We start from the raw sequence: 26,446 nt of genomic DNA, 5'->3' as shown, positions 1-26,446 counted from the left end.
GATGCCGAGATGAACGAGAGTCCTACCCGCCGCATCGTGATCGAGCCGGTCACCCGGGTCGAAGGCCACGGCAAGGTGACCATCCTCCTCGACGAGGAGCAGCAGGTGCGCCAGGCGCGGTTGCACATCGTGGAGTTCCGCGGCTTCGAGCGCTTCATCCAGGGCCGCCCCTTCTGGGAGGTGCCGGTTCTGGTCCAGCGCCTGTGCGGGATCTGTCCGGTCAGTCATCACCTGGCGGCGGCCAAGGCGATGGACCGTATCGTCGGCGTGGAGCAGCTGACCCCCACCGCCGAAAAGATGCGCCGGCTGATGCACTATGGGCAGATCTTCCAGTCCCACGCCTTGCACTTCTTCCACCTGGTTTCGCCGGACCTGCTCTTCGGCTTCGATGCCGACCCCGCCGTGCGCAACATCATCGGCGTGGCCCGCAAGTTCCCCGAGCTGGCCAAGCAGGGCGTGCTGATGCGCAAGTTCGGCCAGGAGGTGATCCGGGCCACGGCGGGCAAGAAGATCCACGGCACGGGGGCGGTTCCCGGTGGGGTGAACAAGAACCTCTCGCTGGCCGAGCGCGATGCGCTGCTCGAGGAGGCCGAGCCGATGCTGGAGTGGTCCCTGGCCGCGCTGAAGATCGCCCGGGACTACACCCTCGAGCACCAGGAGGAACTGGCCGACTTTGCGGCCTTCCCTTCCAGCCACATGAGCATCGTCCGTCCGGGCGGCGGGCTCGACCTCTATGACGGCCGCCTGCGGGCCGTCGACGCGGAAGGGCAAGTGATCTTCGATCAGCTCGAAGACCAGCGCTACGCGGAAGAGATCGCCGAGGAAGTACGCTCCTGGTCCTACATGAAGTTTCCTTTCATCCGTTCCCTGGGGCCTGAAAAGGGCTGGTACCGGGTCGGTCCCCTGTCCCGGATGAGTGTTTGCGACAGTATCGACACCCCCGAGGCCGAGAAGGCCCGCCGGGACTTCGTCGAGTTCGCCGCCGGCCGGCCCAGTCCCCTGAGCATGGCCTACCACTGGGCCCGAATGATCGAACTGCTCCATGCTTTCGAAAAGGTGATGGAGTTGCTCGAAGATGCCGACCTGCAGGGAGACGAGTTGCTGCTGCGGGGGGAGCGGCGGGAAGAGGCGGTAGGCATCATCGAGGCGCCCCGCGGCACGCTGATCCACCACTACCGGGTCAACGCCGACGAACAGATCACCATGGCCAACCTGATCGTCTCCACCACCCATAACAACGAACCGATGAACCGGGCGGTGACCAGCGTGGCCCGGCGTTACCTGTCGGGTGCCACCATCACCGAGGGTCTGCTCAACAGGGTCGAGGTGGCGATTCGCGCTTACGATCCCTGCCTTTCCTGCGCGACCCACGCGATGGGCCGGATGCCCCTGGTGGTGACCCTGGTGGGGGCCGATGGCGCGGTGATCGAGCAAAGGTCACGCCCGTGAGACCCCGGGTCCTGGTTTTCGGCTACGGCAACCCGGGCCGTCTGGATGACGGCCTGGGGCCGGCCTTCGCCGAGGCTCTGGCCCGGAAAGACCTGCAGGGCGTGCGCACCGATGCCTGTTACCAGCTTGCGGTGGAGGATGCGGCGGCCCTGTCCGATTGCGACGTGGTGATCTTCGCCGATGCGGCGGTACGCGGGGCCGAGCCCTTCTTTCTCGAAACGCTGGAACCGCGTCCGGCGCTGAGCTTTTCCTCCCACAGCGTCGAACCCTCGGCCCTGCTGGCCCTGGGTCGTGAGCTCTTCGCCGCCCGCCCCCGGGCCTGGGCGCTGGGCATTCGGGGCTACCATTTCAACGAGTTCGGCGAGAGACTCTCCACCGCCGCTGAAGCGAATCTCGCGGCGGCGCTGGAGTTCTTCGAGGGCTGGCATCGTGCCGGCTTTCTTCCTCCGTGCGAGGAAGGGAAGCGAGCGGATCATGTCGGAGCGCAAGGCAAAGATTCTCTACGTGGATGACGACCAGGGACTGCTCGACGCGATGCGGGCGGTGCTCGAGTCCAGTGGCTACGCGATGGTCGAAGCCCACAGCGGCGAAGAAGGCCTGCGGGTCTACCGCGAGCAACGGCCGGATTTCGTCATCGTCGACCTGATGATGGAAGAAGTCGACGCGGGGACCCGGCTGGTCAAGGAACTCAAGGCGGAAGGCAATACCGCGCCGATCTACCTGCTCAGTTCAGTCGGGGATCAGGTGCACCTGTCCATCGATCCGGTGGCCCTGGGTCTCGACGGAGTCTTTCAGAAGCCTCTCGATCCGGGCGTGCTGCTGACCACGCTGAAGATCAAGCTGGCGGGGTGAAGCGGGGCGCCGGCAGCCGGCGCTGCCGCGTCGGCCTCGAACTCGAGGGCGCGGTGCAGGGGGTGGGCCTGCGTCCGACGATCCGGCGCCTGGCCGAGGAGGCGGGGGTCGGTGGCTGGGTGCAGAATCGCTCCGGCACGGTGCACCTGGAACTCGTCGGTCCGGAACGGGACGTGCGGGCCTTCGTCGAGAATCTGCCCGCGCGCCTGCCACCCCGGGCGCGCCTGGAGGCACTCAGGGCCGGGCCCTTCCTGCCCCTGCCGTCCGCGGAGCCGACTCCCGCTTTCGAAATTCGCGAAAGCCGCGAAGAACCGACCTATCGTATCGCGATTCCCCCCGACCTGGCGGTCTGCGGGGCTTGCCTGGCGGAGGTCTTCGACCCCGCTTCCCGCTTCCACGGTTACCCGTTTACGACATGCACCGACTGCGGGCCCCGCTACACGGTGGTGGCGGCCATGCCCTACGACCGGGAGCGTACGACCCTGGCGGACTTTCCCCTCTGCGAGACCTGCCGGGCGGAATACGAGGATCCGCGGAGCCGTCGCTTCCACGCCGAGAGCATCGCCTGTCCGGAGTGCGGGCCCCGGCTCCGGCTGCTGGACGCCGCCGGTCGAGAACTCGCCGGTGATCCACTCTGCCAGGCCCGGGCGGCCCTGGTCGCGGGGAAAGTCGTCGCCGTCAAGGGCCTGGGTGGATTCCTGCTGGCGGTGGATCCCTGCCGTCCCGGGGCCGTGGCCCGCCTGCGAGAACGCAAGCGACGCCCCCACAAGCCTCTGGCGGTGATGGCCTCCAGCCTGGACGGGGTCCGGCGCCATTTTCACCTCGGTGCCCGCGCCGCGGAAGCCCTCGCCTCGCCCGAGGCGCCGATCGTCCTCCTCGCCCCGCGCAGCGACACCGTTGCCGCTGCCGTCGCGGGGGTGCTGGCCCCGGACACCGGCGAGCTGGGGGTGATGCTGCCCACCACGCCCCTCCATGCCCTGCTGGCCCGTCCCCTGCCGGGGGACCCGACACCCGCCTTCGAGTTGCTGGTGATGACCAGCGGCAATCGCAGGGGCGAGCCGATCTGCACGCGCACCGATCAGGCCCTCGAACGCCTGGCCGGCATCGCCGACATGTGGCTGACTCACGATCGGCGCATCCTGCTCCGCTGTGACGACTCGGTGGTGGCCGAGGCGCCGGGGGGGATGATGCTCTGGCGGCGGGCCCGGGGGTTCGCCCCGGCGGCCGTGGGGCTGGCGCAGCCCCTGGATCGCACGGTGCTGGCCCTGGGGGCCGAAATGAAAAACACCGTCGCTCTCGGCTTCGACCGCGAGATCGTCCTTTCCCCCCACGTGGGTGACCTGGAGACTCCCGAGGCCTGCGCGGGACTCGAGCGGATCGTGGAGGCGTTGCCGCGTTTTCTTCGGCGTGAGGTGGAGGTGGTGGCGGTGGACCTGCATCCGGACATGCACTCCACCCGTTGCGGCCGTCGCCTGGCCGCCGAGGCGGGCCTGGAGGTGGTGGCGGTTCAGCATCACCTGGCCCACGCCGCCGCCACGATGGCCGAATGGGGCCTCGAACGCGCTCTGGCCGTGGTCTTCGACGGTACCGGCATGGGCAGCGATGGGGTGATCTGGGGTGCCGAGGTGCTGGAGATCGGCCCCGACGGTTGGTGGCGCAGGGCGAGCTTCGTCCCGGCGCCGCTGCCCGGGGGGGATGCGGCGGTGCGGCATCCCGGCCGCCAGTTGCTGGCGCGTTGGATCGATGCCGGTGCGGTGGTGCCCGAAGCCTGGTGGCGGCGTCTGGGGCTGGAGGGAGACCAGCGGCGGGTCTTCGAGGTGCAGGTTGCCCGGGGACTGAACACGCCACGTACCCACGCCGCCGGCCGGGTCTTCGACGCCTACGCCGCCGCGCTGGGCGTGGCCCCCGGGTCGATCACCTGGCAGGCCCAGGCGCCGGCGCGTCTCGAGGCTCTCGCCCGTGGGCACCAGGGCCCGCTGCCCGGGCAGGTAGACTTCGTCGAGCGGGAGAAGGGGGGGCGGCTGTGGATCGATTGGATGCCGGCTTTCCTGCCCTGGCTCGAGGGGCCGGCCGGAGCCGCGCGCCGCGGCGGCTGGGCGATGGCCTTCCACCGGGCCATGGCCCGGGCGGTGATGCGCCAGGTGGAGTTCGCACTGGAAGCGGGCGCACCCCGTGGCGTGGTGCTCACCGGTGGGGTGATGATGAACCGCCTGCTGGCAGGCATGCTGGAGCAGGGTCTCGAAGCCCTGGGTGTCGAGCGGTACTGGCCGCGGCGGGCTGACCCCGGGGACGGCGGCATCAGCCTCGGGCAGGCGTGGGTGGTGGGTCGAGGCCGGCTCGATCCCTCCCGCCCGGCGGAGGAACGGTGACCAGAGAGCTGCGCTACATCGAGGGTTTTCGGCGGAGCGGGGCGGCGGAGCCTCTGCGCGGGAGAATCGCCCTCCTGGGTAAGCGCCTGGCGGAGAGGGGCCGGAGCGTGCGGTTGATGGAGGTCTGCGGCTCCCACACCATGGCCATCGGCCGCTACGGCCTGCGGGATCTGCTGCCGGAGAACGTGGAACTGGTCAGCGGGCCGGGTTGCCCGGTCTGCGTCACCGACAACGGCTACATCGATGCGGCTCTCGAGCTGGCCCGGCGGGAGGCCGTGATCGTCACCTTCGGCGACATGATGCGGGTTCCGGGCAGTGCGGGGAATCTGGCCGCGGCGCGCACCGCCGGGGCGCGGGTGGAGGTCGGCTACTCCCCCGAAGTGGCCCTGGAAATCGCCCGCCGGGAGCCTGCACGGGAGGTCGTCTTTCTCGCCATCGGTTTCGAGACTACCGTCGCGCCGGTGGTCTCCCTGGTGGCGGCGGCGGCGGAAGAGAGGCTGGGCAACCTCTCGCTGCTTGTCGCCTTCAAGTTGGTGCCTCCCGCCCTCGAAGCGTTGATCGCCGATCCGGAACTGCGGATCGATGGTTTTCTCTGTCCCGCCCATGTCAGCGCGATCATCGGCAGCGAGGCCTACCGCAGCATCGTCGATCGCCACCGGTTGCCTTGCGTGGTGGCGGGCTTCGAGCCCCTGGACATTCTCCTCGGCCTGGCGGGCCTGCTCGAGATGCTCGCCGACGATCGGCCCGCTTTGGCCAACCAGTACGCCCGCGTCGTGCGCCCCGGGGGCAACCCGAGGGCCCGGGCGCTGATCGAGCGCTACCTGCAGCCGGTGGACGCGACCTGGAGGGGTATCGGGACGATCCCCGCCAGCGGGCTGGGCTTGCGGTCCGAGTGGGCGGCTTTCGATGCGGCCCGACGGTTCGATGTGTCGATCAGCGGTGGCCGGGTCGATCCGCGCTGTCGCTGTGGAGAAGTTCTCAGGGGTCGGATTCGGCCCCCCGAATGCGGCCTGTTCGCCACCGTCTGCACCCCGGAGCGGCCCGTGGGGGCCTGCATGGTCTCCTCCGAGGGAAGCTGCGCGGCCTGGTTCCGCTATGACCGGCAGTGACGGCGGGAAGGAGATGTCATGAGAAACGAGGGTGCCTCCCGCATCGAGCTGGCTCACGGGGGCGGCGGCGGACTCGGCAGGGAACTGATCGAAAAAGAGATCCTCTGCCGCTTCGGCGACGGGCCGCTGGCAGCCCTGCCTGACGGAGCCCACTTGCCGCCCCTGGCGCGGGGCTGTGTTTTTTCCACCGACAGCTTCGTCGTCCAGCCCCTGGTTTTTCCCGGCGGGGACATCGGCATGTTGGCGGTGCACGGCACGGTCAACGACATCGCCGTCAGTGGAGCCCGCCCCCGCTGGTTGTCGCTGGCGATGATTCTCGAGGAGGGGCTCGAGCGGGATCTGCTGGGCCGCATTCTGGATTCGGTGGCCCGGGCGGCGCGGGAGTGCGGGGTCCAGGTGGTCACGGGTGACACCAAGGTGGTGGCCCGGGGCCAGTGCGACGGCCTCTACCTCAACACCGCCGGGGTCGGCGAGCCCATCGAGGGCTTCGATCTGGACCCCGGGCGGCTGGAGCCCGGTGACCGGGTGCTGGTCAGTGGCACCCTCGGGGATCACGGCATGGCGGTGATGGCGGCCCGGGAAGGGATCGCGCTGGCCGCCGGCCCGCGCAGCGACACCGCACCGGTGCATCGACTGGTGGAGGCCCTGACGCCCTGGGCGGGAGATGTGAAGTTCATGCGGGATCCCACCCGGGGCGGTGCGGCGGCGGTGTTGGCGGAAATCGTCGGGGGGCGGGAGCTGGACGTGATCGTGGAGGAAGCGGCGCTGCCGCGTTCGGCCGGCGCCCAGGCGGTGGCGGAGATTCTCGGCATGGACCTGCTGCAGGTCGCTTCGGAGGGACGAGTGATCGTGATTTGCGCCGAGGCCCGCGCCGACGCGGCCCTGGCGGCGATGCGGGCCCTGGCGGAAGGGCGCGGTGCGGCGGAGATCGGCCGGGTGGTCGAGGGACGCGGCCGGGTGATCCTGGAGACCGCCATGGGCGGCCGCCGGCTGGTGGACGTGCCCCGCGGCGAGCTGCTGCCCCGGATCTGCTGAGGAGGGCGGGCTGTGCACGAGTTGAGCGTCGCCACGGCCATGGTCGAGCAGCTCGAGCAGGCGGCCTGCCGGGAGGGGGCCTGTCGGGTGCTCGTCGTCGAGCTGGCCCTGGGGGGCCTCAGCGGCGTCGAGCGGGAGCCGCTGGAGTTTTGCTTTCCGCTGGCGGCGGAAGGCACCTTGCTCGAGGGAGCCGAGCTGCGGGTGCGCGAGGTGCCGGTGGAGGTGGAGTGCCCCCGCTGCGGTGCGCGCACCCGGCCGGAGGCGCCGGGTTTGACTTGCCGGAATTGCGGTGAGAGCCGCACGCGGGTGGTTGGCGGACGAGAGATGCAGGTGACGAGCATGGAGATCGAATGATGTGCAGGGACTGCGGTTGTCAGCAAGGTAACGCCCGGGCCTGGGCCCACGATCATGGCCATCATCACGACCACGACCACGACCACGGGAGCGGGGCTGCGCGGCGACGGATCGACCTGGAGACCCGGGTGCTGGCCCACAACGATGCGGCGGCGGCGGACAACCGGCGCCGGCTCGAGCAACGGGGGGTGGTGGCGGTGAACCTGATCTCTTCGCCCGGCTCGGGCAAGACCACACTGCTCGAGCGAACCCTCGAGCGCCTCGAGGGTGAGCTGTCCTGCGCGGTGATCGCCGGCGACCAGCAGACCGACAACGATGCGCGCCGTCTGGAGGGACGCGGTGCCCGGGTGCGGCAGATCGAAACCGGCAGCGCCTGTCACCTGGACGCGAGCCAGGTGGGGAGGGTGCTCGACGAGGCGCTCGGTGACGACACCCGCCTGCTGCTGATCGAGAACGTGGGCAACCTGGTCTGCCCGGCTGCCTTCGACCTCGGTGAGCGCCACCGGGTCACCCTGCTCTCGGTGACCGAGGGCGAGGACAAGCCCCTCAAGTATCCGCTCCCCTTCCACGATGCCGACGTGGTGTTGATCACCAAGGTCGACCTGCTGCCCTACCTGGACTGGGACCGACAGGCCTGCCACCGCGCCCTCGAGAAGGTGGGATTCAGCGGGCGCCGGATCGAACTCAGCGCCCGCACCGGTGAAGGCCTGGACGCCTGGGTCGAGTGGCTCGCCGCCCTCGCGCCAGTGTCTGCCCCTACGGCTGGCCCGGCACGGGGTCGCGCATCTGAAACGTGATGCTGCGGGGCGACACCTCGTCCGTGCGAGCGTGGGCCTCCAACACCTGCTCGGGAGTGGCCTCCGGGTCGGTCGGCACGAAACGGTAGTCCCCTGGCTCCAGGCTGAAGGGGGGGAGGACGCCACGGCGCGTGTCGTGCAGCCGGGCAGGATGAGCAGGTCGCTCTCCACGTTCGCCGCCACGTGACGCACCTTGGCCGACTCCATCACCTGCGGGGCCGCGCCCGCCTCGCGCCGGCGCAGCAGCCAGCCCCGCTGCCGCGTTTCCTCGGGGCAGGTGAGGTGGCGGATCACCGCCCCTTCCTCCCGCTGGATCTCCCGGTCGCCGTTGCGCAGGCGCCAGACCGGCCAGGGGCTGTAAGGGGTGGCCCAGCGCAGCGTGGGGTTCGAGACGATGTCCGCGGGGGAGTCGGTGGCCAGGCGAGCGATGCGGGCCGGGCCCTGGCCCAGGGGACTCAGGGTGATCGTGTGGCGCGGGCGGGAAGCGGAGACCTTGCCCGAGTCCAGGTCGGTGAGCACCACCGTGGCCGTGTAGCGGCTCGAGCGGCGCAGCTCGCAGGGCAGGTCCAGTACCAGCTCTCCATGTTCTCGCCGACAGGGGGGCAGGTTGCCGGAAACGAGAATCGGCCGGCCGGCGGGCGCCGAGTCGCGGCACACGGGCTCGCCGTACCCGTCCTCGTCGTCAGTGACCATCATCTCGAGGGCCAGGCGTGCCGGGACGGAAGACGAGCCGACCGCCAGTTGGCCCAAGGGCAGCCGCGCCTGGACGACCGCCATCGGTTCGTCATGGACCCAGCAGGGACCGTCGAGGGTGACATGGAAATCCGGATCGTCGTATTCCTCCGGGGCCAGCAGGGCTGCGGACACAGGCTCGGGAGCCTGACCGCGCCAGCGCAGGCGAGCGAGCCCGGAGGCCTGGCTGACACGGTAGCCCCACAGCTCGGGCAAGCGCTGGGTGTCGAGGTCGATGCTCAGGTAGTGCTCGCGCTCGGCGGGCTCCGCCGCCGGAAGCCGGGCGCTCAGCAGGCAGTCTCCTGCAGAGATCTTCGCCACCCTGCTCGATGATGGGCGCTAACTCTGCTCCGAAAGGACCATGTACCGTATCCTTGCCGCCAACGCCGCTGCAGGGGACCGCCGCAACCCGCTCGTCCACCCGAAGTACGAAAAACCCCGACTGCTCGCCACCACCCCCGCGTCTCCGACGACAATCCCTACTCCGAAGCCCACTTCAAGGCACTCAAGTACCAGCCGGGTTTCCCCGGCCGCTTTTGCGGGCACCATCACGCCCTCTCTCATGGCCGCGTCTTCTTCCCCTGGTACAACAACCATCACCATCATGGGGCCCTCGCCAGGCTCACTCCGGCCGACGTGCATTTCGGCCGGACCACGGCCGTCATTCAAAAACGCCAAAGAGTCCTCGACGATGCTTTCCGTGCCCATCCAGAACGCTTCGTTCATGGCAGGCCAACGCACCCAGATCCCCCCCCTCAGAATCCTGGATCAATCCGTCCATGGAGGAATGGCCCTTGCGAACTGCGCAGTAACATCAAATCCGGAGTGTCTCAAACTCGTTGACAGGCTCCGCGCAGCGGGATGCGGCTGGCGCCGGATCCCGCAGCGGGGGCCGAGGAGCGTCCCGCAGCGCTCTTGTTCCGCCGGGCGGTAGCGCCCGGAAATCGGCGTCATGAGTGTTTCTTTTCCACTCCCATCGATGCCTGCCTGGTGACCGGAAAGCGATGGGTGTCACACGATAGTCACATATGTGTCACAGGCCCGAGACCGGGTCCGGGCATGCTCGGGGCCGTCAACCGAGCTACGAAGCCGCGCTTGGGACTTGCCAGGTGCTCGGCAGAATTCAAGAGAAGAGGAAAATGATGATGCTGATACGACGTTGCCTTGCCGTACTCGTGACCGCGGCCCTGCTTGCTCCGTGCGCTCTTGCTGGAGAGGGCAACGGTCCGTCCTGGTTCGAAAAACTGAAATTCAAGGGAGACCTCCGTCTGCGCTACGAGGGGTTCAAGCACACGGGAAAGTACGAAGACGGTCAGCGGGATCGTTTCCGCCTGCGCTACCGCCTGGGCCTGGTGGCCGACATCAGCGAAGGAATTCGCATCGGTGCCGAACTGCGATCGGGCAACCGCCTCGATCCGGTCTCGGATAACCAGACTTTGGACGAGGGATTCTCCAAGAAGGAAATCGCCCTGGCCCAGATGTACGTCGACTTCGCTCTTTCCAGGCGCTTTTCGCTGATCGCGGGCAAGTTCTCACCGAAGAAACTGTGGAAGGTTTCGGACATGCAGATCGACGACGACGTGGTCAGTGAAGGCGCCATGGGTCGCTGGACCTTCGGTGGGAGTGACGGCGCCCTGGACCAGTTGCATGCCAATGCCTGGCTCTACGTCCTCGAGGAGTCGAGTTCGGGACCGGATGCCTATGCCTGGGGCGGGCAGATCTACCCGGTGTTCGATGCCGGTGCGCACGCCAAACTCACCGTCGGAGTGGGGTACGAGACCATGGTACGTCCGGAGGTCATGGCGTCGCTGACCCTCGACGGAAAGATCAAGGGCAACAAGATGACCCACTTTCAGGCCGTCGATGGCAGCCTGGTGTCCGATTTCCAGGTGGCCAATGCCTTCGTGGAGTGGAAGAACTCGGCCAACAAGCGCTGGCCGGTGAAGGTCAGCGCCTTCTTCTACAAGAACCTGGGCGCCAACGGCGAGGGCAAGAACAACGACAGCGCCTACTTCGCACGTCTGCAGATCGGCGACTACAAGAAACCCGGCCAGATGGCCTTCCGTCTCAGCCGCTACTACTCGGAGCCGGATGCCATCTTCTACGCTTGGACCCAGTCCGATTCGACTCGCGGATCGAACCTCGACGGCTATCGCTTCGACTACCGCGTCGGCCTGCACTCGGGGGGGCATCTCAACCTGACCTGGTACCGCACGGATTCGGCCGTCGACGCCTGGCCCCCCGCCGGATCGACCACCACGGCCAGCCTGTCGAACTTCGACAGCGAGACGATGAACCGCTGGCAGGTGGACTACGTGCTCAAGTTCTGACACGGGATCTCGGCGCGACGGTCCTCGCGCCGTTCGCCGGAGTGTATTCGGGCCTCGGTCGTTGCGGCGATCGAGGCCCTTTTCATGCGGGTCGGCTGTTTCCGGCCCTAGCAGCCGGGACCTCGACCGGAGGCCGCGTCGCGGGAAGCGGCGCCGTGGGGGGGATCCCCGTTCTCGAGTTCCGCGATACGGGCTTCGAGTTCGGTGAGCAGTTGGCGCAAGCCCTGGGGGCTCTCGCCTTGTCGCAACGCCGCGACACAGCGGCGGTAGTACCACAGCATCGCCTCCCGGCCCTGGCGAAATCGCTTCCAGGTCGTTGATCCGTGCCGCCGGAGGTCGAAGAGGGTCGTCAGCACGTTGGCCAGTTTGTCCGCCGCCGCCACCAACCGGGCGTCGGCATCCGCCGCCGCGAGGCGCTCGAGGTAGGCTTGCTTGCGTGGTAGCCATTCAGCCTTGGGACCGCAAGCGGAGTCGGTGTCCGAGTCGGTGCACAGGTCCACCATGGCGTAGACCCGTTCGCCGAAGCTGCGTCGCAGCCTCTCCCGTTTTTCCGGGCCGCTGCCACGGCCGTCCTCGAGCACATCGTGCAGCAAGGCGGCCTGGACCTGCTCCAGGTCGGCGCCGTACTCCATGGCGAGGGTCGCGGCGAGCATCGGATGGGCGAAGTAGGGGGTGTCGCCGCCCTTGCGGTTCTGGTCGGCATGAACCTCTGCGGCGTAGGCCAGGGCCTGGCCGAGAGCGGCGGCGGGAAAACGGACTGCTGCCTTTGCCTTGGACATGGCATCCTCTGCACAGGGAGAGGAGGTTTGACGCGTTCGTGGGGTCCCTGTTCCCCGACAAGGTGATCTTGGGCGCAATCGTCCTATTTGTCCATACAAACATTTTTATGTAAAACTTGCGCATGACTTATCACTGGAACTCTCTCTCGCTGGACCGGGTGCGTGCTTTCGTGGCGGTGGCCCGCACGGGTACCTTTCGTCAGGCCGCCGCGCTGCTGCACCTTTCGCAGCCCGCTGTCTCGATGGCCGTCGCTGCCCTCGAGGAGGAAATCGGCCTGGTGCTGCTGGAGAAGGCGGGCCGGCGCAAGGCGCTCACCGAAGCCGGTCGGGCTTTTCTCGAACCGGCGGCGGCTCTGCTCGAACAATGGCAGGATCTGCCCGGAGTCGTCAGTGCGCGCCTCTCGGGTCGCCTTGGCGGCCGCCTCCGAATCGGGGCGGGGGAAGCGGTGAGTCTCTACCGGCTTCCCGCGGTGCTGGCGGCGTTTCGCCGCCGGCATCCGCAGGTCCAGGTCCACCTCTCGGTCCAGCCGCGTCGGCACGCCCTCGAGCAACTGAGGGTGGCGGAGATCGACCTGGCGATTCGCTCGGCGGGCGATCTCCCGGAAGATCTGGCGTACACGGAGGTGTGGCGTACGCCGCGGGTGGTCATCGCTCCACCGGCGACGGACCTGCCCGCACGGCCCGGCGTGGCTGCGCTCGCGCGGTACCCTTTCGTGCTGCCGCCGCCGCCCGCGCGTTCTCGCGCCCTGGTGGAAGCGGCCCTGGCCGGTGCCGGGAAATCACTCCAGGTCGGCGCGGAGGCGGGCGGCTGGGAAGTGATCAAAGCGGCGGTGGGTGCCGGGCTCGGCCTGGCTGTGGTTCCCTTCTTCTGCCTGAGGCCGGCCGAGCGTCGCAGGCTGCGTGTGCTGCGTCCCCGACCGGCCTTTCCCCCGGAGAGCTACGGCGTGATCCATCGGGCGTCGACGGCCCTTCCCGCCGCCGCGCGGCACTTTGCCGACCACCTGAAGGCGAAGGGTTGAACCCTCGGCCCCGGGGGGCGGTCGGAGCAGGAAGGGCGAAGGAAGCCGCGGACGGGGTGTCCTCAACCGCCGTGGCGGCGGTAGGCCCGGGCCAGGCGGGCTGGATCGACGCCGAGAGCGTAGCGCGCACGCAGCCACCACATCAGGAGGATCGTCCGGGCGATGCCCTGCTGCTCCCAGCGCCGGGACGAAGTGATCACCCGTTCCCGCAGGCAGGCCGGCGGGCCGCGGCGCTTCAGGCGGCGGCTGAGTTCGATGTCCTCCATCAGCGGCAGGGAAGCGTAGCCTCCGACGTCTTCGAAGAGATCCCGGCGGACGAAGATCCCCTGGTCCCCGGTGGCGATGCCGCTGAGCCGCGAGCGGAGGTTGATCATCGTCTCCACCAGCCGCAGGACCCTGGGAGCCCCGTCCAGACGCAGGTCGAAGCGGCCCCAGCCGGCGCCGGCGCGGAAAGCCCCGGTGATGGCCGCGACGAAGTTCTCCGGCACGAGGGTGTCGGCGTGGAGGAAGAGCAGCCCGTCGCCGCAGGCCTCGGCGGCTCCCCGGTTCATCTGCCCGGCGCGTCCGGCCGGGCTGTCCAGCAGGCGGTCCACCAGCGGTCGGGCCCGTTCCCGGGTGCGGTCCGCGCTGCCGCCGTCGACCAGGACCACTTCGTGACCGAGCCGGCGGGCCGGCTGGAGGGCGGCGAGGGTCGCAGAGATCCCCTGCTCCTCGTCGAGGGCGGGGATCACCACCGAGAGTTTCACCGGGTCGCTTCCAACCCCAGGAGCTGCGCCGCGGCGGCCTGTCCGGCCCGCACTCCTGCCGCCGCCGCCTTGGTGAAGGCGATGCCCTCGAGGGCGTTGCCGGCCACGAAGAGGCGGGGATGGCGGGCCAGATCGCCGCGCAGCGCTTCTACCCGGCGCAGGTGGCCGGGTTCGTACTGGGGAATCGCCCGGGGCCAGCGCACGATGCGATGGAAGACCGGCGCCTCGGTCAAGCGCGGGAAGAGGCGGCGCAGCTCGCCGGTGACCTGGGCCAGCATCGTTGCGTCGTCCAGGCCCGCCGCCTGGGGGTCGGCACTGCCGCCGAGCATCACCCGCATGAGCAGATGTCCGGCGGGCTCCCGGCCTGGGAAGAGATGGCTGTCCCACAGGCAGCCGAGGATGCGCAGGTCTTCACCGCGGGGGATCAGGGCGCCGAATCCCACCGGCACGGCTCCCCTCATCGCCGGCCCGTAGCCCAGGGCGACGACCGTGACCGGAGGTGTGGGAATCGCCTCGAGGATCCGTGCCGCGGTGGGCGCCAGGCCCTCGAGCAGCCCCGCCATGGCCCAGCATTCTCCGGCGAGGACTACGGCGTCGGCCTCGAGGCTCTGAGCGCGGCCGCCGATGCGCAGGCGGTAGCCGACCCCCTCGGCGGCCTCGAGGCTCTCGACGGCCGCGCCGGTCTGCACCTCCACGCCGCCCCTCGTCGCCAGGGCCTGGGGCAGGGTCTCGAGTCCGCCTTCGAAAGATGTCAGCTTGCCCGCCGGTCCCGTGGGCGAGCCTTGCAGCTTGCGCCGGCGACGCAGGGCCAGCAGGGCGCGAATCAGTGAACCATGCTGCTGCTCGAGTTCCACGAGCCGGGGAAAGGCCGCCGCGGCGGAAAGTTGGCGGGCGTCCCCGGCAAAGACGCCCAGCACCATCGGTGCGATCATCCTCTCGGCGATCTCCCGTCCCAGGCGGCGGTGGGCGAAGTCGAAGATGGACTCCTCGTCGTCACCCTTGCCCGGACGAATCCAGGGCTCGGCCAGAACCCGCGCCATGCCGAAAGGGGAGAGCAGCCCGGAGAGCGCGAAGCGGAGGGGGTTGGCGGAGACTTCCCGCAACTTCCCCCCACGCACGATGAAGCGCCGGGCGGCCGCGTCGTTTGCCGGCAGGGGCGTCAGGCCCACCGCGCGCACCAACTCGTCGAGCAACGGCTCGTTGTCGAGGTAGCCGGTGGGGCCGCCCTCGAAGAGGTAGCCATCCTGGGCCACGGTCAGGGCCTTGCCGCCGCAGCGATCGTCCTTCTCGACGACAAGCACCTCGAGACCGCGCCCGGCCTGCTCGGCTCGGCGCCTGGCGGCCACGGCGGCCGCCAGGCCCGAGATGCCGCCTCCCACGACCACCAGCCGCGGCATGGTCTACACCGTCCGGCTGAAGACGGGGCTGTCACCGTCGGCATGTTTCTCCCGCCAGTAGCGGTCGAAGCAGCGCGCCAGGTTGCGGATGAAGAGTTCGCCCAGGGGCGTGGCCTCGATGGTGTCGGCGCTGATGGTCACCATCCCCGTGTCGGCGTGTTCCTGCAGTTCGGCCAGATCCCGGGCAAAGTACTCATCGAAGCGAATGCCGAAGCGCTCTTCCACCCGGGCGAAGTCCACCCGGCCGTTGCACATCAGTTCGTGGATCACCTCCCGGCGGATCTCGTCGTCTTCGGTCCGGGCCACCCCCCGCTCCACCGGCAGGCGCCCGGCTTCTATGGCGGCCTGGTAGCGGGAGAGTTTCTTTTCGTTCTGTACGTGCAGCCCCTTGACATCCCCGATGGCGGAGATACCCACGCCGATCACGTCCGAGGCCGGGATCACCGTGTAGCCCTGGAAATTGCGTCGCAGGCGGCCCTCCTCGCGGGCGATGGCCAGCTCATCGTCGGGCCGCGCGAAGTGGTCCATGCCGATGGCGCGATAGCCCGCCGCGAGGAATTGTTCGCGCGCCCGGGCGAAAAGGGAGAACTTGGTTTCCCTCGAAGGCAGGTCCGCCTCGATCAGCTTCTTCTGGTGGCCGCGGATCCAGGGGACGAAGGCGAAGGAGTACACTGCGCAGCGGTCGGCCTCCATGCCGATCACCGCGTCCACCGTGCGGGCGAAGGACTCGAGCTGCTGATGGGGCAGGCCGTAGATCAGGTCGATGTTGATGCCTTTGAAGCCGCGTTCCCGGGCCGCCTCCACCAGAGTGCGGGTGGCCTCCTCGCTCTGGACTCTGCCGATGGCTTGCTGCACCCGGGGAGTGAAGTCCTGCACCCCCATGGAAATCCTGTTGAAACCGAATTCCGCCAGCACGTCCAGGTGTTCGATGCGGGTCACCCGGGGGTCGACCTCCACCGCCAGTTCGGCGTCCTTCGTCGGGTGGAAGGCACCGAGGATGTGGGCCAGCACGCGCCGTAACTCCTCCGGCTCGTGATAGGTGGGCGTGCCCCCTCCCAGGTGGAGCTGGGAGACCGAGCGCCGCCGGCCGAGGGCTTCGGCCACCATGTCGACCTCGCGGCGCAGCAACTCCAGATAGGGGCGGGCGCGATCCTTGTGGGGGGTGATGATCACGTGACAGCCGCAGAACAGGCAGCGTTCCTCGCAGAAGGGGAGATGCACGTAGATCGACAGGGGCTCGTCGGGATGCGCGGCGGCGAGGGCCAGGCGCTCGGCGTAGGCCGCCGCGTCGATGCCCTCGTGGAACTCCACCGCGGTGGGATAGCTGGTGTAGCGTGGTCCCGGGCTGTCGTAGCGCTCGAGCAGCCGCGCGGTGGCTTCCCAGTCTCCTTGCTGCTTGCTGCCGCTCATCGCCGTTCCTCCTGCACCACCCGCACCAGGGCCTCGACGCTTTCGATGGGGGCGTCGGGGGTGATGCCGTGACCGAGGTTGACCACGTGTCCCCGGGGTTCGACCCGGGATAGCAGATCCCGGGCCGCGGTGGCGGTGGCTTCGGGGCCGGCGGTGAGGATCGCCGGATCCAGGTTGCCCTGGACGGCGCGATCCGGCCCGAGACGCCGGCGCACGTCCTCGAGGTCCACTCGCCAGTCGAAAGAGAAAGCCTCGGCGGGAAGCTCGATCATCTCCTCGAGCAGGTGGGGCGCGCCGTGGAGAAAAAGGATGCGCGGTACGCCGATGGACTCTGTCTTCTCGAGCAACCGCAGCAGGTGGGGCCGGACGATCCGGCGCCAGGTCCTGGGCGAGAGCATGCCGGCCCAGGAGTCGAAGATCTGCACGGCCTGGGCGCCCGCCTCGACCTGGTCGGCCAGGTAGAGGGCCGAAAGCTCCGTCAGGCGCGCGAGCAGCTCGTCGAGGACCTCCGGCGCGCTGGCCGCCAGGGCCCGCAAGGCGGGGAAGTCCCGCTTGCCCCGGCCTTCCACCAGGTAGGCCGCCACCGACCAGGGAGCGCCGGCGAAGCCCAGCAGGGTCGCCCGGCCGTCGAGGCGCTCGCGCACCAGCGCGAGGGTCCGGCAGACCTCCGGCGCAATCTCTCCGGAGCGGGGTTCGGCCAGGGTGGCCAGGTCGCGGGCGGTGCGGATCGTGCGGTCGGTGACCGGTCCCGGGTCGAAGCGCACCTCGACACCGAGGGCCGCCACCGGGCTCATCAGGTCGGCGAAGACGATGGCCCCGTCGAGGGGAAAGCGCTCGATGGGCATCAGGGTCACTTCCGCGGCCAGCTCGGGAGTCGTGCTCAGTTCCTCGAAGCTGTGGCGCTCGCGCAGCTCGCGGTATTCGGGAAGGTAGCGCCCCGCCTGGCGCATGATCCACAGGGGGCGGCGCTCGGTGGGTTCACCGCGCAGGGCGCGAAGCAAGAGGTCGTTCATCGGGGGTCCTCGGGCTCGAGGGTCAGCCGGTAGCCGACGCCTCGAACGGTGTGCAGGTGGCGGGGGGCTTCGGGTTCACGCTCCAGGCGGCTGCGGAGGCTTTCCACGATGGCCAGGATCGCACGGGTCGAGGGTAGCAGTTCACGGCCCCAGACCTTCTCCAGGATCGTCTCCCGCGTGACGGTCTCGCCGGGCTCGGCGGCCAGGGCCGCGAGCACACCGGCCTCCCGGGTGGTCAGCTCGAAGTGCGCTCCGTCCCAGGTCTTCACCTCCCGGGTTGCGAGATCGATTTCGTTGTCGCCGAAGGTCAGGATCTTCCCGGTCGTACCGCGGGTCAGCCACAAGCGTCGGCGCAGGATCGCCTCGATGCGCGCCAGCAGCTCACCGAGGTGGAAGGGTTTGGGCAGGTAGTCGTCGCCGCCGGCCCCCAGGCCCCGCAGCCGGTCGTCCAGGGTGCCGCGGGCGGTGAGAAAGAGCACCGGCACGTCGCGGCCCGCGTGCCGGATGCGTTCGCAGATGGTGAAGCCGTCGAGGCCGGGGAGCATCACGTCCAGTAGCAGCAGATCGAAATCTTCCTCGAGAGCCCGGGCCAGGGCGGCCTCGCCGTCCCCTTCCACCACGCTTTCGTAGCCCTCGTCCTGGAGGTTTTCGCGGATCCCCTCGGCCAGATCCTGCTCGTCTTCGACGATCAGGATCCTCGCCTTCGCGCTCGCCGTCATTTCTGCCCTCCGGCCGCCGGCCACCAGGCGGTGAAGACCGCGCCGTGACCGGGGCCATCACTGTGCGCCTCGATGCCGCCACCGGCCAGCCGCTGCAGGCGGCGGACGATGTACAGGCCCAGGCCCGAGCCCTCTCCGCTGCGCCGCATCTCGTCACCCGGGCGGTAGAACTTGTCGAACAGTCGCGGGGCCAGGACGGGGGCGAAACCGACGCCCTCGTCCCGCACCTCGACCTCCACCCGGCGTCCGCGGCGGCGGGCTCGCACCTCGATCCGGCCGCCTCCGGCCCGGGCCACCGCCTTGCGGGCATTGTCCACCAGGTTGGCGAGCACCGTCTCCACCGCGGCCGGGTCAGCGAGCACTTCGAGATCTTCGGGGATCGCCACCTGCAGTTCGGCTCCCGCCGCAGCGAGGCGGTCTTCGATCCCGGCCATGGCGTTGTGAGCCGCCCGCGCCAGGACTACCCGCTCGGGAGACAGATGCAGTCGGCCCTCGTCGAGTCGGGCGGCGTCGAGCAGGTTGCGCACCATCGCCTCGACACGGGAGAGATTGGCCAGCACCCGGCCGAGCAACTTCTGTCGTCTTGCGGGAGGAGGATCCCTCAGCTTGAGGGTTTCGGCGGCCAGGCGGATGCTGGCCAGGGGGCTCTTGAGTTCGTGGCCCACGGCGGCGAGGAAGTTCTGCTGCCGCCGCTTGAGCAGGGCCTCTTCTCCCAGCGTGCGCCAGAGCACCACGATGCCTGAAAGCAGCACGCCGAGGAAGAAGGCGCCCTCCCAGGCGTAGCGCGACAGGCGCCGCCGCCCCTGCTCGTGCAGCGCTGCCAGGTGGTCGGGATCGAGGTGCACCTCTCCGTCACGGAAGATCAACTCGTCGAAAATCGCCTCCACCTCCCCGGGAGCAGCGCCCTGTTCGAGCAGCATCCGCGCCACCCGGCGATCGCGCAGCAGGTGCTCTTCGACGGCTGCGCGGTTGGCGCGGATGTCGAGCACCTGGTCGAGCAGCCACCACCCCGCCTGGGCGGCGCAAACCCCCAGGAGCACGATGAAGCCGATCTGGATCAGCCGGGTTCTTTCCATCTTGGCCGTGCCTTCCCCAGCCGTTCTACTCCAACTCGTCGAAGACCCGCCGGGCCAGGGAGAGAGGGTCGCTTCCCTCGGCCTCCGCCCGGCGCAAGCCCGCTCCCCGATCGATCACCGCATGCAGCCGCAACTTCCCGCCGGGCAGGGTCTGGCACCAGGCACCGAAGGGGAGCTGGCAACCGCCTTCCACCAGGCGCTGGAGTTCCCGCTCGGCGAGTACGGCCCGCGCCGCGTCCGCCTGGTGCAGGGGCTGGACGGCTGCCTGCACGTCGCGGTCGGTGGCGCGGGCCTGGAGGGCCAGCGCGCCCTGGGAGGGGGCGGGAACGAAGAGCGCGGGGTCGAGACGCACCAGCTCCACACCGCTGAGGTCCAGGCTGGACTCGCCGGCGGCGCGGAGGCGGTCGAGCCCCGCTGCGGCGAGCAGGATGGCGTCGTAGGCACCTTCCTTCAGCCGCTGCACCCGCGTCGGTACGTTGCCGCGGAGGGACTGGACCTGCAGGTCGGGGCGCAGTGCGGCGAGGAGTTTCTGCCGGCGCAGGGATGCCGTGCCCACCGTTGCGCCTTCGCGCAGGGGGAGGGCCCCCGCCTCCGTCTCGAGTGCGTCCGCGGGAACCAGGAGCAGGTCGGCGGGGTCGACCCGCTCGGGCATGGCGACGATGCTCAGTTCGGGGGGGCTCTGGGTCGGCAGGTCCTTGAAAGAGTGCACGGCCAGGTCGACGCGTTCTTCGAGCAGGGCGGTCTCGATCTCGCGGACGAAGAGGCCGGGAGCACCCACCTCGGCGAAGGGGCGTACCTGGTCCTTGTCGCCCTGGGTGCGGATGATCACGATCTCGGTCTGGTGGCCGAGGGCCTCGATCCGGCTGGCCATGGAGGCGGTCTGGGTCCGGGCCAGGGCCGAGCCACGGGTGCCGATGCGAATCAGCATGGGGGGTCTCCGGGGAGGTGCCGGCAGGCGCTCATTTCTTCTCGCCATCCATGGCCTTCCCGTCGGGGGCCGACTGCAGCCGCTGCCACTCGGCGGCGAGCTGCTTGTCGGCGTGGGCGAAGAAAGTGTCGATCGCCTCGAGGCCCTTGTGCATGGCCACGGCGCGCAAGCCCACGCTGGGGACGTGGGCGAAGCGCCGGGCGAGGGTCACGGCCCACTGCTCGACGGCCTCCTTCTGCTCCGGGCCGAGCTGGGACAGCTCTTTGCGCATCAGGCGCTCGACCCCCTCGAGGGCGGTCTGGCGGTAGCGCCGCTGGAGGGCGCCGAGCATCGGAGACAAGGCCCACTCCGTCATCTTCTGGCGGAAGTCGAGCAGGGCGTTGTCGACCATCTCGCGGGCGGCGGCGGCACGGGAGATGCGTTCGCTGCGGTGGCTGTCGGCCTCGGCGATGATCTCTTCCATGCCGAGCCGTGGCGTGCCCGCGGCCCGGGCGTCGGCCGGCTCCACGTCGGGGGGGACGGCCATGTCGATCACCAGCGGTGGTTGTCCCGAGGGCGAGCGTGCGGAGAGCCGCTCCAGGGTGGCCCGGCCGATCACGGCTCCCGGCGCGCCGGTGGCCAGGATCAACACTTCCACCGGGTCCGGGTCGTGGCTGAACTCTTCGAGGGTGCGGCCGCTGCCGCCGATCTCCCCGGCCAGGCCCAGGGCCCGTTCCGCCGTGCGATTGACCACGATCACCTTCTGCCCGGCTTCGGCCAGGGCCCGCGCACAGCGCACGGTCATCGGCGAGACGCCGACCACGGCGGCCCGCCCCGGCGTGTGTTCGAGGCGCTCGAGGGCATGCTCGATGGCGATTTCGGCCAGGGAAGTGCGGCCTTCGGCGATAGCGGTGGAGGCGTGAACGTCCGCGGCCACCTTCAGGGCCTGCTGGAAGCAGCGTTCGAGGCGTCGGCCGCCCGTACCCACACGCCGGGCGAGCTGCCAGGCCTCGCGTACCTGGCCGGTGATCTCGCTCTCCCCCACCCGGGCCGACTCCAGCCCGCAGGCGACACAGAACAGGTGTTCGACGGCGCCCTCGCCGGCCCAGGCCTTGAGGTAGCGCTGGGCCTCTCCGGGCTCGGGGGCGCGCCCCACCAGGGCCTGGAAGATACGGGGGCGATAGGAGCGCAAGGGCGCGCGGGGCCGGGCGACGAAAACCACTTCCACCCGGTTGCAGGTGGCCAGATAGACCACTTCTTCGGCGTCGATCTCCTCGAGCAGGCGAGGCAGTCGGGCTTCTCTTTCCTCGGCGGGAATCGTGAAGCCCGCCAGGGTCTGGGTTCCCCCCTCGCGCCAAGAGAGTCCGACGATGCCGACACGATCCATCAAGGCCTCCGTGATGCCTGCAGCGAGCCGCCCGGGGGCGTGGGTCAGGGAGAAGGAACGAGGTTAGCAGATTTGTCAGCCATGGCGCCCCTCGGCCGGCGAAGGAGCCCGCTCCAGGGTGCGGCAGACGGCTGTCTCGAGGCCGGCGACGAGCCTCGGGTGGTCTTCGAGGGCGGGCACCCGGAGAAAGTCCTCGCCGCCCGCCCGGCGAAAAGCGGTGGCGGCGCGCAGGTCGAGTTCCTCGAGGGTCTCGAGCCCTTCGGTGAGAAAGCCGGGGGCGATCAGAGCGACGCGGGTGACACCCCGCCGGGCCAGATCGACCAGTTGCGGCTCGGTGGCGGGGGTCAGCCACTTTCCCGGACCGAAGCGGGACTGAAAGCAGAGGGTGGCCCTCTCGGCAGGCCAGGCAAGGCGCTCGAGCAGGGCCTGGAAAGTGGCCCGGCACTCCCGGGCGTAGATCCCCCCGTCCCGCCGCTCGTGGGAGACCGGTACGCCGTGGAAGGAAACCAGCAGGTGTCGAGGGGGAGCGACCTTCTCCGCCACGGCTTGCTCGAAAGTCGCTGCCAGGGCCGCCACGTAGTCGGGATCATCGGCGGCGAGCCGAGCGAGGCACAGGCGCCCGGGCGCGGCCGAGGCACCCGCTTCGGCCGCCCCGGCGATCGTGCCGGTGGTCGAGCCGGTGCGCTGGGCGAAGAGGGGCAGTACGACGCAGGGCGAGGAGGATTCTGCCATGTGGCGCCTGACCTGCTGCTCGATGTTTTCGGGGCCGTAGCGCAGCACGGCGCGCACCGTGGCCCGCCGCTCCAGGCGGCGTTCCAGGGCGCGGGCCAGGCGCTGTGTGCCGGCGAGAAGAGGGGAACCCTCGTCGGTCCACAGTTCCCTGTAGAGGGCAGCGACCCGCGGCGGCCGGCGCCGCAGGACCAGCCCCTCCAGCACGGGCTTCCACAGCCAGCGGGGCCAGTCCACGACCCAGGGGTCGGAGAGGAACTCCCGGAGGAAGGTGGCGACCGCCTCGGGGGTCGGCTCGGTGGGGGTGCCCAGGTTGGCCAGCAGCACCAGGGGCGCGTCGCCCCCGCTCTCGCCGCCGGCCACCGTGGCTACTCCCCGGGCCAGGCAGCGAAGATCTCCGCCAGGGCTCCGGCCAGACGCTCGACGTGCTCCTCCCGGTGGGCCAGGGAGAGGAATCCCACCTCGTAGGCGGAAGGGGCGATCATGATCCCTCGCTCGAGCAGGCCGGCGAACAGTGGTTTGAAGAGTTCGGCTCCCTTCTCCGGAATCTGTTCGGCGCTGCGTGGTGCGCTCTCGGCGCCCAGGGCGAGCCAGAAGATCGAGCCCAGGCGAACGAGGGTGATGGGGAAGGGCGCCCTGGCGAGGACAGGGGCCAGGTGCTCGTCGAGCTGGCGCCCGATCTCCTCGAGTTGCCGCCAGCCGTTGTTTGCGGCCATCACGTCCAGGGCGGCGAGTCCCGCGGCCATGGCCAGGGGGTTGCCCGAGAGGGTGCCGGCCTGGTAGACCGGGCCGTCGGGGGCCAGGTGTTGCATCAGGCCCCGTCGCGCACCAAAAGCGCCCACGGGCAGACCGCCGCCGATCACCTTGCCGAAGGTCACCAGGTCGGGGGTCACGCCGCTGCGCTGGGCCACGCCACCGGGAGCGACGCGGAAGCCCGTGATCACCTCGTCGAAGATCAACAGCGCGCCGTGGCGGGAAGTCAGCTCTCGCAGGCCCTCGAGGTAGCCCGGTGCGGGGACGAGCAGGCCGTTGTTGGCGGGAACCGGTTCGAGGATCACCGCCGCGATGGACTCGCCCTCCTTGGCGAAGAGTTCCTGCACCGCCCGCGGGTCGTCGAGGGGCAGCACGCGGGTCAGCTCGGCGAAGGCCCGGGGAACTCCCGCCGAGGCGGGCTCGCCGAAGGTGGCCAGTCCCGAGCCTGCCGCCACGAGCAGGTGGTCCGCGTGGCCGTGGTAGCAGCCGGAGAACTTGACGATCAGGTCGCGCCCCGTCGCGCCTCGGGCCAGGCGAATGGCGCTCATGGTCGCCTCGGTGCCCGAGGAGACGAAACGCACCTGTTCGATGCCCGGATAGAAGCCCACGACCCGCTCGGCCAGCTCGACCTCGGCCAGGCAGGGGGCGCCGAAAGACGAACCCTGGCGGACGGCCTTCGTGACGGCAGCCACCACTTCCTCCCGGGCGTGACCGGCGATCAGGGGGCCCCAGGAACCGATGAAGTCGAGGTAGCGGCGCCCCTCGGCGTCGACCACCTCGGCGCCCTCACCGCGAACGATCACCCGCGGCGTGCCGCCCACGGCACGATAGGCGCGCACCGGCGAGGAGACACCGCCGGGAAGGACGCGACAGGCCCGCTCGAAGAGCTGGGCGTTGCTCTTGGTGGTGCTCAAAGCCAGCCCTCCTCGAGCGCCTGCCTGGCGTGGTAGGTGATCAGCAAGTCGGCTCCGGCCCGGGCCATGGCCAGCAGGTTCTCGCGCACGATGCGGCCCTCGTCGAGCCAGCCTCTCTCGGCGGCGGCCTTCACCGCGGAGTACTCGCCCGAGACGTTGTAGGCCGCCAGGGGCAGGCGGGTCGCCTCCCGCACGGCGCGGATCACGTCCAGGTAGGCCAGGGCGGGTTTGACCATCAGCATGTCGGCGCCCTCCTCCACGTCGAGCAGGGCTTCGCGCACCGCCTCCTGCACGTTGGCCACGTCCATCTGGTAGCCCTGGCGGTCGCCCTTGCCGGGGGCCGAGTCGGCGGCGTCGCGGAAGGGGCCGTAATAGGCCGAGGCGTACTTCACCGAGTAGGAGAGGATCGCCGTCGTCTCGCAGCCTGCCTCGTCGAGGGCGTCCCGCAGGGCGGCGACCCGTCCGTCCATCATGTCGGAGGGCGCCACCACGTCGGCCCCCGCCTGGGCGTGGGCCACGGCCATCGCCGCGAGCTGCGCCAGGGAGGGGTCGTTGAGCACCTCGCCGTGCTCGTCGAGGAAGCCGCAGTGGCCGTGGTCGGTGTAGGCGCACAGGCAGACATCGGTAATGACCAGCAGGTCGTCACCGAAGTGCTTCTTGATTTCCTGCACGGCCCGCGGGACCGCGCCCTCCGCATGGGAGGAAGCCGTACCGCGGGGGTCCTTTTCACCCTCCGCCGCCAGGCCGAAGATCAGCACGTTGCGCACGCCCAGCTTGGCGTCCGCTTCTATGCGGCGCAGCAGCTCGGTGCGCCCCATGCGCTCGATGCCCGGCATCGAGGCGATGGGCTCACGGCCCTCGTCGGTGGGCAGCACGAAGTGGGGCATGATGAGTTGGGAGGGGTGGAGCCGCGTTTCCCGCACCATGGCGCGCATCAGGGCGCCGTGGCGCAGGCGGCGAGGGCGGACTCTTCCCGGAACGGTTGCTTCGACGGACTTCATGGCCAGGCCTCCACGGGGCGTAGGAGTCGATGGTGACCGCTAGTCGGCCGGGGGGCAAGTGCCGGAGTGCGGAAACCCGGCCGCCGGTTGTGGCGTCTGAACCGAAGCGCCCATGAATGTTCGGGGCTAATTGCCTTTGGCGGTCGATCTAGTTTCCGGACGAGAAGGTCACCTTCGGTAGAGCAGCGGGTGGAACACGCCGAAGCCGGATGCGTCGGTCTGAAAGACCTCGAAGCTGATGGTGTCGATGCCGGCGCTGAGGTTCACCTCCGTGGCGACCCTCTGCGCGCTGCCCTTCCAGGTGTCGTATCCGAGGACGACCGCACCGTTGCCCCTCACCGTGCCCCCGACGCGAGCGAGGAGCCCGGCTGCCGAGCCCCGGTGGGGGTCCAGTCCGCTCGCGATTTCGAGTCGCCAGGGGCCTTCCGCTCCGGCGGGAACCGAGACCTCGTAGCTGTAGACCTCCGGGGCTTCGCACGAGCGGGTGGTGTAGATCGGAGCGCCGCCGTTGCGAGGGTGGGTGGCTGGACCGAAGTGATGCAGGCGACCCGTTCGCCGGCAGCACCGGCGAGGCAGGCCCTGAGCTGGGCGAGGCGCACCGCCGTCCTGTCCGGGGTTCGTGACCCGTCACGGCGTGCCGGGGGACCGTACCTTTCACCGCAATCATCCGTATGGCAGCTGAACTCGGCCCAGCAGCAGTCGATGTCTTTGCATGTGCTTGCGTGGCGCGATGAGGGAGGTGCCTGGCAACAGGAACGGCGGCGGGGCTGTTGACACGTCGCCTTGAAACCGTGCATAATTAAATTCGCGGTCCATAGTTGGTGATATGTCAGATGTCCAGATGGAGTGACAGTGGTTTTGTGAGCAGGCGGGGGAATTCGGCGGGCAAACCGTGGCGCAGGTTTTGCTCACCTCACCTCACCTCACCTCACCTCGGCCTTGTCTGTCACGTTCACAGTAGGTTCTTTTCCGGAGTCGCTTCCGCGGAAGTACTAGATCCTCTTCGCATTCGCCCTCCCCCTTGCCAGGTCGGCCCCCGCGAATGTCAGTTCGGCGTGAGAATCGGAGTTGGCAGAAGATCGGATTCTCTCGGGGCTATCGAGTACTGGGAGTTTCCGGCAGACCTCTCAGAGAGCCGGAAGTATTGGGTTTGTGTGAAGGAGAATCTCATGACGCGGGGATGGAAAGTCGCTGCGACCGCGCTCGTTCTGGTTTCCGCGGCAAGTACGGTGTGGCTGATCACCATGAGCAACTCCGAGGCAGAAGCAGGACAAGGCTATCCAGTGTGAGCTGTACGGCTGGGGAAGCCCTGAGTGTCGGATGCTCATGGAAGATGTCGGCATGATGAATCCGGGTCAGGTGTATTTCTTCGAGGCTTGCGAGGAGAATCCGCCGGCGTGCGAGTAATCGTTCTGCTCAGTTGCGCAGGGGCCGGGGCGTGCTCTGGTCTCTGCGCTTCTCAGATGGCATGCTGGATACTCGAAGGGGCTGGTGATGCAGGGGAGTGGAACGGCCAGTACTGTCTTTCGAGTGGGGCGAGTTCGCCCGTGTCTGGTAACGGCGGTCGGC

At 69.3% G+C, this 26,446-nt stretch carries 25 protein-coding genes; 11 read left to right on the top strand and 14 right to left on the bottom strand.

Going from position 1 to position 26,446, the window contains the following annotated elements; all coding sequences use genetic code 11:
* Window positions 1-9 precede the first annotated feature (9 nt).
* From Q9Q40_01535 to Q9Q40_01495, 9 genes are all read left to right on the top strand, one after another.
* Window positions 10-1,449: a Ni/Fe hydrogenase subunit alpha gene (locus tag Q9Q40_01535; protein ID MDQ7005894.1), complete on the top strand. Its 1,440-nt coding sequence runs from the start codon at window positions 10-12 to the stop codon at window positions 1,447-1,449.
* Window positions 1,446-1,961, top strand: coding sequence for a hydrogenase maturation protease (locus Q9Q40_01530; GenBank protein ID MDQ7005893.1), 516 nt, complete (start codon window positions 1,446-1,448; stop codon window positions 1,959-1,961). Before Q9Q40_01535 ends, Q9Q40_01530 begins: the two co-directional genes overlap by 4 nt.
* Complete coding sequence (locus Q9Q40_01525) at window positions 1,924-2,301, top strand: response regulator (protein MDQ7005892.1); 378 nt, start codon at window positions 1,924-1,926, stop codon at window positions 2,299-2,301. Before Q9Q40_01530 ends, Q9Q40_01525 begins: the two co-directional genes overlap by 38 nt.
* The gene (hypF, locus tag Q9Q40_01520; protein ID MDQ7005891.1) at window positions 2,298-4,670 is read left to right on the top strand and encodes a carbamoyltransferase HypF; all 2,373 of its coding nucleotides are present in this window, start codon (window positions 2,298-2,300) and stop codon (window positions 4,668-4,670) included. The genes Q9Q40_01525 and hypF overlap by 4 nt, the downstream gene beginning before the upstream one ends.
* Complete coding sequence (gene hypD / locus Q9Q40_01515; GenBank protein ID MDQ7005890.1) at window positions 4,667-5,779, top strand: hydrogenase formation protein HypD; 1,113 nt, start codon at window positions 4,667-4,669, stop codon at window positions 5,777-5,779. Before hypF ends, hypD begins: the two co-directional genes overlap by 4 nt.
* Window positions 5,780-5,797: 18 nt before the next feature.
* Window positions 5,798-6,814, top strand: a complete 1,017-nt coding sequence (gene hypE, locus Q9Q40_01510) for a hydrogenase expression/formation protein HypE (protein ID MDQ7005889.1) — start codon at window positions 5,798-5,800, stop codon at window positions 6,812-6,814.
* A 12-nt stretch (window positions 6,815-6,826) separates the two neighbouring features.
* Window positions 6,827-7,168: a hydrogenase maturation nickel metallochaperone HypA gene (gene hypA / locus Q9Q40_01505; protein ID MDQ7005888.1), complete on the top strand. Its 342-nt coding sequence runs from the start codon at window positions 6,827-6,829 to the stop codon at window positions 7,166-7,168.
* Entirely contained in the window at window positions 7,168-7,965 is a 798-nt protein-coding gene (gene hypB, locus Q9Q40_01500; protein ID MDQ7005887.1) for a hydrogenase nickel incorporation protein HypB, read from the top strand. The genes hypA and hypB overlap by 1 nt, the downstream gene beginning before the upstream one ends.
* Before the next feature lie 364 nt (window positions 7,966-8,329).
* A complete protein-coding gene (locus Q9Q40_01495; protein MDQ7005886.1) occupies window positions 8,330-8,500 on the top strand; it encodes a hypothetical protein in 171 nt (56 codons plus the stop codon).
* 536 nt (window positions 8,501-9,036) lie between these two features.
* Here the strand turns inward: Q9Q40_01495 and Q9Q40_01490 are convergent.
* Window positions 9,037-9,423, bottom strand: a complete 387-nt coding sequence (locus tag Q9Q40_01490; GenBank protein MDQ7005885.1) for a hypothetical protein — start codon at window positions 9,421-9,423, stop codon at window positions 9,037-9,039.
* 413 nt (window positions 9,424-9,836) lie between these two features.
* Here Q9Q40_01490 and Q9Q40_01485 point away from each other — a divergent pair, with 413 nt between their 5' ends.
* Window positions 9,837-11,027 carry a putative porin gene (locus Q9Q40_01485; protein ID MDQ7005884.1) on the top strand — a complete coding sequence of 397 codons (1,191 nt, stop codon included), beginning with the start codon at window positions 9,837-9,839 and terminating at the stop codon, window positions 11,025-11,027.
* A 107-nt stretch (window positions 11,028-11,134) separates the two neighbouring features.
* Here Q9Q40_01485 and Q9Q40_01480 read toward each other — a convergent pair whose 3' ends face one another.
* Window positions 11,135-11,806: an HD domain-containing protein gene (locus Q9Q40_01480; protein MDQ7005883.1), complete on the bottom strand. Its 672-nt coding sequence runs from the start codon at window positions 11,804-11,806 to the stop codon at window positions 11,135-11,137.
* A gap of 122 nt (window positions 11,807-11,928) precedes the next feature.
* On the opposite strand from Q9Q40_01480, the gene Q9Q40_01475 reads away from it, so the two are divergent.
* Window positions 11,929-12,825, top strand: coding sequence for a LysR family transcriptional regulator (locus Q9Q40_01475; GenBank protein ID MDQ7005882.1), 897 nt, complete (start codon window positions 11,929-11,931; stop codon window positions 12,823-12,825).
* A gap of 62 nt (window positions 12,826-12,887) precedes the next feature.
* Here Q9Q40_01475 and Q9Q40_01470 read toward each other — a convergent pair whose 3' ends face one another.
* The 12 genes from Q9Q40_01470 to Q9Q40_01415 all read right to left on the bottom strand — a co-directional run bounded on the left by Q9Q40_01470 (window position 12,888) and on the right by Q9Q40_01415 (window position 25,216).
* Window positions 12,888-13,571 (bottom strand): TIGR04283 family arsenosugar biosynthesis glycosyltransferase, encoded by a 684-nt coding sequence (locus tag Q9Q40_01470; GenBank protein ID MDQ7005881.1) that lies wholly within the window; start codon window positions 13,569-13,571, stop codon window positions 12,888-12,890.
* Window positions 13,568-14,968 (bottom strand): protoporphyrinogen oxidase, encoded by a 1,401-nt coding sequence (hemG, locus tag Q9Q40_01465; GenBank protein ID MDQ7005880.1) that lies wholly within the window; start codon window positions 14,966-14,968, stop codon window positions 13,568-13,570. The genes Q9Q40_01470 and hemG overlap by 4 nt, the downstream gene beginning before the upstream one ends.
* A gap of 3 nt (window positions 14,969-14,971) precedes the next feature.
* Complete coding sequence (gene hemN / locus Q9Q40_01460; GenBank protein MDQ7005879.1) at window positions 14,972-16,378, bottom strand: oxygen-independent coproporphyrinogen III oxidase; 1,407 nt, start codon at window positions 16,376-16,378, stop codon at window positions 14,972-14,974.
* Window positions 16,375-17,391: a uroporphyrinogen decarboxylase gene (hemE, locus tag Q9Q40_01455; protein ID MDQ7005878.1), complete on the bottom strand. Its 1,017-nt coding sequence runs from the start codon at window positions 17,389-17,391 to the stop codon at window positions 16,375-16,377. The genes hemN and hemE overlap by 4 nt, the downstream gene beginning before the upstream one ends.
* Window positions 17,388-18,110 (bottom strand): response regulator transcription factor, encoded by a 723-nt coding sequence (locus Q9Q40_01450; protein MDQ7005877.1) that lies wholly within the window; start codon window positions 18,108-18,110, stop codon window positions 17,388-17,390. Before Q9Q40_01450 ends, hemE begins: the two co-directional genes overlap by 4 nt.
* A complete protein-coding gene (locus Q9Q40_01445) occupies window positions 18,107-19,186 on the bottom strand; it encodes a HAMP domain-containing sensor histidine kinase (GenBank protein MDQ7005876.1) in 1,080 nt (359 codons plus the stop codon). The genes Q9Q40_01450 and Q9Q40_01445 overlap by 4 nt, the downstream gene beginning before the upstream one ends.
* Before the next feature lie 25 nt (window positions 19,187-19,211).
* Complete coding sequence (gene hemC, locus Q9Q40_01440) at window positions 19,212-20,114, bottom strand: hydroxymethylbilane synthase (protein ID MDQ7005875.1); 903 nt, start codon at window positions 20,112-20,114, stop codon at window positions 19,212-19,214.
* 31 nt (window positions 20,115-20,145) lie between these two features.
* Complete coding sequence (gene hemA / locus Q9Q40_01435; protein ID MDQ7005874.1) at window positions 20,146-21,480, bottom strand: glutamyl-tRNA reductase; 1,335 nt, start codon at window positions 21,478-21,480, stop codon at window positions 20,146-20,148.
* Between the two features lie 75 nt (window positions 21,481-21,555).
* Window positions 21,556-22,572: a ferrochelatase gene (gene hemH, locus Q9Q40_01430; GenBank protein MDQ7005873.1), complete on the bottom strand. Its 1,017-nt coding sequence runs from the start codon at window positions 22,570-22,572 to the stop codon at window positions 21,556-21,558.
* A gap of 5 nt (window positions 22,573-22,577) precedes the next feature.
* Window positions 22,578-23,876: a glutamate-1-semialdehyde 2,1-aminomutase gene (hemL, locus tag Q9Q40_01425; protein ID MDQ7005872.1), complete on the bottom strand. Its 1,299-nt coding sequence runs from the start codon at window positions 23,874-23,876 to the stop codon at window positions 22,578-22,580.
* Window positions 23,873-24,877, bottom strand: a complete 1,005-nt coding sequence (hemB, locus tag Q9Q40_01420) for a porphobilinogen synthase (GenBank protein ID MDQ7005871.1) — start codon at window positions 24,875-24,877, stop codon at window positions 23,873-23,875. The genes hemL and hemB overlap by 4 nt, the downstream gene beginning before the upstream one ends.
* Window positions 24,878-25,045: 168 nt before the next feature.
* Entirely contained in the window at window positions 25,046-25,216 is a 171-nt protein-coding gene (locus Q9Q40_01415) for a hypothetical protein (protein MDQ7005870.1), read from the bottom strand.
* Between the last annotated feature and the right edge of the window lie 1,230 nt (window positions 25,217-26,446).

Source organism: Acidobacteriota bacterium (genome assembly GCA_030949985.1).
Lineage (GTDB): Bacteria > Acidobacteriota > Polarisedimenticolia > J045 > J045 > JALTMS01.
The sequence above is the reverse complement of the archived record's forward strand: the minus strand, read 5'-3'. Positions and strand labels throughout refer to the sequence as shown.

Coding starts and splice junctions, on each gene's coding strand:
- Q9Q40_01535 (MDQ7005894.1), top strand. CDS start 10: ATGAACGAGAGTCCTACCCGCCGCATCGTGATCGAGCCGGTCACCCGG.
- Q9Q40_01525 (MDQ7005892.1), top strand. CDS start 1,924: ATGTCGGAGCGCAAGGCAAAGATTCTCTACGTGGATGACGACCAGGGA.
- hypE (MDQ7005889.1), top strand. CDS start 5,798: ATGAGAAACGAGGGTGCCTCCCGCATCGAGCTGGCTCACGGGGGCGGC.
- hypB (MDQ7005887.1), top strand. CDS start 7,168: ATGTGCAGGGACTGCGGTTGTCAGCAAGGTAACGCCCGGGCCTGGGCC.
- Q9Q40_01490 (MDQ7005885.1), bottom strand. CDS start 9,423: ATGAACGAAGCGTTCTGGATGGGCACGGAAAGCATCGTCGAGGACTCT.
- Q9Q40_01485 (MDQ7005884.1), top strand. CDS start 9,837: ATGATGATGCTGATACGACGTTGCCTTGCCGTACTCGTGACCGCGGCC.
- Q9Q40_01480 (MDQ7005883.1), bottom strand. CDS start 11,806: ATGTCCAAGGCAAAGGCAGCAGTCCGTTTTCCCGCCGCCGCTCTCGGC.
- Q9Q40_01475 (MDQ7005882.1), top strand. CDS start 11,929: ATGACTTATCACTGGAACTCTCTCTCGCTGGACCGGGTGCGTGCTTTC.
- hemG (MDQ7005880.1), bottom strand. CDS start 14,968: ATGCCGCGGCTGGTGGTCGTGGGAGGCGGCATCTCGGGCCTGGCGGCC.
- hemN (MDQ7005879.1), bottom strand. CDS start 16,378: ATGAGCGGCAGCAAGCAGCAAGGAGACTGGGAAGCCACCGCGCGGCTG.
- hemE (MDQ7005878.1), bottom strand. CDS start 17,391: ATGAACGACCTCTTGCTTCGCGCCCTGCGCGGTGAACCCACCGAGCGC.
- Q9Q40_01450 (MDQ7005877.1), bottom strand. CDS start 18,110: ATGACGGCGAGCGCGAAGGCGAGGATCCTGATCGTCGAAGACGAGCAG.
- Q9Q40_01445 (MDQ7005876.1), bottom strand. CDS start 19,186: ATGGAAAGAACCCGGCTGATCCAGATCGGCTTCATCGTGCTCCTGGGG.
- hemC (MDQ7005875.1), bottom strand. CDS start 20,114: ATGCTGATTCGCATCGGCACCCGTGGCTCGGCCCTGGCCCGGACCCAG.
- hemA (MDQ7005874.1), bottom strand. CDS start 21,480: ATGGATCGTGTCGGCATCGTCGGACTCTCTTGGCGCGAGGGGGGAACC.
- hemB (MDQ7005871.1), bottom strand. CDS start 24,877: ATGAAGTCCGTCGAAGCAACCGTTCCGGGAAGAGTCCGCCCTCGCCGC.